Genomic DNA, 4,655 nt, shown 5'->3' with positions numbered 1-4,655 from the left:
CCTCAGCACCGGAGCGTCGTGCCTCAGCGGCGATGGCTGCTCCCATGCTGCCGGGGTGAAGGGTGCCACCGCCCCACCGGCTCCCGAGGGCATGACCCGCGCCCGATAGCGCCGCTCAGGCGGTGGACCGGTCCGCCCGTTCCGCCCGCCATGGTCGCGGGCGACCGCCCGGGCGAGTCGTCAGGGCATGACCCGCGCCAGATAGGGAGCCGTCGCACTGGCTTTTGCCAGGGCCACCTCTTCCGGGGGGCCGGCCGCCACGATGCGGCCGCCCCGGTCGCCGCCGCCCGGGCCCAGGTCGATCACCCAGTCGGCGTCCGCGACCACCGTCATGTCGTGCTCGACCACGACGACCGTGTGCCCGGCGTCGACCAGCCCGTGCAGCCGGTCCATCAGCACCTCGACGTCGGCCGGGTGCAGCCCGGTCGTCGGCTCGTCCAGCAGATAGAGGGTGTGGCCCCGGCGGCCGCGCTGCAACTCGCTCGCCAGCTTGATGCGTTGCGCCTCCCCACCGGACAGCTCGGTCGCCGGCTGGCCCAGGTGCAGATAGCCGAGCCCCACGTCGAGCAGCGTGCCCAGACTCCGGGCGGCGGCCGGAACGTCCGCGAAGAACTCCGCCGCGGCCTCCACCGTCAGATCGAGCACCTCGGCGATGTTCCGTCCCCGGTACGCCACTTCGAGCGTCTCGGGGTTGTAGCGGGCGCCCGCGCAGTCCGGGCAGGGCGCGTACGTGCTCGGCAGGAACAGCAGCTCGACGCTGACGAACCCCTCGCCCTGGCAGGTCTCGCAGCGTCCCCCGGCGACGTTGAAGGAGAACCGCCCCACGCCGTATCCACGCTCCCGCGCCTCGTCCGTCGCGGCGAACACCTTCCGTACGACGTCGAAAAGCCCGGTGTACGTGGCCAGGTTGGAGCGCGGGGTCCGCCCGATCGGCCGCTGGTCGACGCGGACCAGACGGTCGACGCCCGCCAGGTCCTCCGTCAGCGCACCGATCAGCGTCGACTTCCCGGACCCCGACACCCCGGTGACCGCGGTGAACGCGCCGAGCGGGAACACGGCCGTCACCTCGCGCAGGTTGTGCCGGGTCACCGGACCGATCTCCAGCCAGCCGCGCGGCTCGCGGACCGCACGCGCCGGCCCGGGCGACTCGTCGAAGAGGAACACGGCCGTCGCCGACCCCTCGACCGACGCCAGCTCGGCCGGCGGCCCGCTGTACAGCACGCGTCCGCCGTGCTCGCCCGCGCCGGGACCCACGTCCACCAGCCAGTCGGCGCCGCGCACCACCTCCAGGTGGTGCTCCACCACGAACACCGAGTTGCCCGCCGCCTTCAGCCGGTCCAGCACGGTCAGCAGCGCCTCGGTGTCCGCCGGGTGCAGCCCGGCGGACGGTTCGTCCAGCACGTACACCACTCCGAACAGACCGGACCGCAACTGCGTGGCCAGCCGCAGCCGTTGCAGCTCGCCCGCCGACAGGGTGGGGGTGGCCCGGTCCAGGCTGAGATAGCCGAGGCCCAGCTCGACCACGGGCGCGATACGGGCCCTCAGGTCCTCGGTGAGGACCCGCGCCGTCTCCGTGCCGCCGGCCGGCAGCCCGGCCAGGTCGGTCAGCGGCAGCGCGGCCAGCTCCGCCACGGTCCGGCCGTCGTACGTCACCGCCAGCGCCTCGGGCCGCAGCCGGCTGCCCCCGCAGACCGGGCAGGGCGCACTGGCCAGAAAGCGCTCCGCCTTGGCCCGCAGAGTGGGCGACTTGGTGTCGGAGAACGTCTTGAGCACATACCTGCGCGCGCTCATGTACGTGCCCTGGTAGGGCCGTTGGATGCGGTTCGCCTCCCGCACCGGATGGACGGTCACGACCGGCTGCTCGTCCGTGAAGAGGATCCACTGCCGCTGCTCGGCGGGCAGTTCGCGCCAGGGCCGGTCCACGTCGTGCCCGAGCGTGTCGAGGATGTCCCGCAGGTTCTTGCCCTGCCAGGCGCCCGGCCAGGCGGCGATGGCGCCCTCGCGGATCGACAGCGAGGGATCGGGCACCAGCAACTCCTCGGTGGTGCCGTGCACTTGGCCCAGACCGTGGCACTCCGGGCAGGCACCGGCCGCCGTGTTCGGCGAGAACGCGTCCGAGTCCAGGCGCTCCGCGCCCGGCGGGTACTCCCCGGCACGCGAGAACAGCATCCGCAGGGAGTTGGAGAGATTGGTGACCGTGCCCACCGAGGAGCGGGAGGTGGGCGCCGAGCGGCGCTGCTGCAGCGAGACCGCGGGCGGCAGCCCGGTGATCTCGCCGACCTTCGGCGCTCCGACCTGGTGGATCAGCCGGCGCGCGTACGGCGCGACCGACTCGAAGTACCGCCGCTGGGCCTCGGCGTAGATCGTGCCGAACGCCAGGGACGACTTCCCCGAGCCGGAGACGCCGGTGAACACGGCCAGTACGTCGCGCGGGATGTCCACGTCGACACCCCTGAGGTTGTGCTCACGGGCGCCGCGGACACGGACGTACGGGTCTTGGGGGCTGTGCATCGGGGGGCCACTCTATCCGCCCCCGAGCGCTAGGACTGTGGAGGGTTGCCCGGGTCCCGGCGGGTGCCGAACTCGTCCCTCATCTTGTCCTGGCCGGTGTCGACCTGCGACTGGTACTTGTTCCCGGTCCGCTGGTCGACGTAGTCGCCGCCCTTGTCGATGCCCTTGTCGGCCATGTCTTCGTGGCCCTTGAGCATGCCCTTGATCTTGTCCATGAAGGACATGGCTGCCCTCCTCGTCGCTTGAGGCCTGCCCTCCCAGCCTTACCGGCGCGGGCCGGTATCGCATCTCGAGCGGGTTCTGTCACCCACCGGCCGACGGCCGAGAGCGCCTGCCTGGCGTCCGGACCGGCCGGAACGCCGGGTGACAGGACGCTACGGCGGGCCCGGCCGCTGCCGGCGGCACTAGCGCCGCGCGCTGTCCTTGACGAACACGATCCCGTCGCTGTCCGCCAGGTGGTCCGGGTTGAGCGGGGCGTAGCCGAACCAGGGGGACACGCGGGGCGCGGGCCGCTCGTCCCCGAGGGCGGCGGCCAGCCGCGGGGCGTCGATGACGCAGCGCTCCTCAGGGAGCGCGTAGAGGAGTCCTTCGACGGTGTCCGGCGGCGGCGTGTCCACTCCCTGGTGCCGGATCGTGCCGAGGGCCGTGGCCACGAAGGCGTACTCCTCGCCGAGCCGGGCGCTCACCAGCGCACCGGCGCTCCACCACTCCAGCGGCGTCCCGCCCATCCGCGTCGTGCTCCTGTGCCGCTGGAGATGGCCGTTGTGGGCGTGGACGAGCACCGGGCTCCGGGCGGCGACGGCGAGGAGGTTGTGCGCCATCATCTGGTCCCGCACGCCGACCAGCCGGGCCATGCGGGCCGGCGAGGTGTCGGCCATCCAGTGGTGGTAACGCAGCAGGCCGGTCGCGGTCCGCCCGTACAGACACGCCCGGTCCCAGTCGTCCCGCGAGGTCGACGCGAGCAGGTGCGGCATCTGCTCGTCGAGCAGCGCCGCCAGTTCGTCGGCGAGCAGCCGCAGCCGACCGGCCTCGGCCGACCGCCCCACGGACCGGGCCGGGTCCGTCATCGCGGCGGGGTCGGTCCACCGGTCGTCGGTGCCGAGCAGACGGTCGAGGGTCTCCGCGGTACAGGGCAGCAGGTCCGCGTCGACCCGGGCCGAGAGATAGTCGTGGAGCGCGGTGAGGGCCTGCCGGGGACTCGCGGCGCCGGTGATCTCCAGGGGGCCGTCGAAACCGGCGAAGCGGAGCCGCTCGGACGCGGGCCGGCCGTCGTTGTGGTCGCGCATCCAGCGCACGAGCTCGCGGTTGGCCGCGAAGGCGCCCCAGCCGTGGCTGATTCCGTGCTCCATGACCTCGTCGAGGGTGCCCCTGGCCGAGGTGACGTGGTCGTCCACGACCAGGCCCATCATGCAGTCGCTCTCGATCGCGATCGTCCGGTAGCCCTCCTGCTCGACGAGCTGCCGGAAGAGCTCGTTGCGCAGTTCGAGCAGGGTGTCCTCGCCGTGCGTGGGCTCGCCCAGGGCGAGCAGCCGGGGCCGGCCCGGGAGCAGCCCCATGACGGCGGCGGCCTCGACGGCATGGGCGGTGTCCTTGATGTCCGTAGCCATGGCTTCAACGGTATCGTTGAACCTCCGGTTGAGACTTTGCCGCGATATCGTCGGCTCCATGGGGAGAAACCTTCAAAACGGCGGGCGACTCAGGCCGGTTGATCTGGCGCGCGGGCACGGTCTGTCGACGCAGGCGATCAGGAACTACGAGGAGGCCGGCATCCTCCCGGCCGCCGGTCGCACACCCCACGGCTATCGCACCTACACCTCGCTGCACGCGGGGGCCCTGCGCGCGTTCCTCGCCCTGGTGCCCGGCCACGGGCACCGGACGGCCACGTCGATCATGCGGGCCGTGAACCAGGGCGCGGAGGACGAGGCGTTCCGGCTCGTCGACGAGAGCCACGCCCAGCTCCTCGACGACCGGCGGACCCTCCAGGCCGTGGAGAGCGCCCTGCGCGACCTGGGGCCCGCCGCGGGGTCCGGGCCCGACGCGCTGTCCGGGTCCGGCGGCGACGAACTGGCGGCGGGCAGGGCCATGATCGACATGGCCCACCAGCTGCTGGAGACCGCCGACCGCGACGTTCAGGGCATGGACGC

4 protein-coding genes are annotated in these 4,655 nt (G+C 72.8%); 1 reads left to right on the top strand and 3 read right to left on the bottom strand.

Features of this window, described 5'->3' with window-relative positions:
• Positions 1-180: 180 nt before the first annotated feature.
• From ACWEN3_RS41900 to ACWEN3_RS41890, 3 genes are all read right to left on the bottom strand, one after another.
• The gene (locus ACWEN3_RS41900; RefSeq protein ID WP_452982626.1) at positions 181-2,511 is read right to left on the bottom strand and encodes an ATP-binding cassette domain-containing protein; all 2,331 of its coding nucleotides are present in this window, start codon (positions 2,509-2,511) and stop codon (positions 181-183) included.
• A 29-nt stretch (positions 2,512-2,540) separates the two neighbouring features.
• Positions 2,541-2,735, bottom strand: coding sequence for an antitoxin (locus tag ACWEN3_RS41895; RefSeq protein WP_452982623.1), 195 nt, complete (start codon positions 2,733-2,735; stop codon positions 2,541-2,543).
• A gap of 180 nt (positions 2,736-2,915) precedes the next feature.
• The gene (locus tag ACWEN3_RS41890; RefSeq protein ID WP_452982620.1) at positions 2,916-4,118 is read right to left on the bottom strand and encodes an erythromycin esterase family protein; all 1,203 of its coding nucleotides are present in this window, start codon (positions 4,116-4,118) and stop codon (positions 2,916-2,918) included.
• 58 nt (positions 4,119-4,176) lie between these two features.
• On the opposite strand from ACWEN3_RS41890, the gene ACWEN3_RS41885 reads away from it, so the two are divergent.
• Positions 4,177-4,655 (top strand): MerR family DNA-binding transcriptional regulator (locus tag ACWEN3_RS41885; RefSeq protein WP_452982617.1); only part of this gene is annotated, 479 nt, incomplete at its 3' end.

Source organism: Streptomyces sp. NPDC004561 (genome assembly GCF_053602155.1).
The sequence above is the reverse complement of the archived record's forward strand: the minus strand, read 5'-3'. Positions and strand labels throughout refer to the sequence as shown.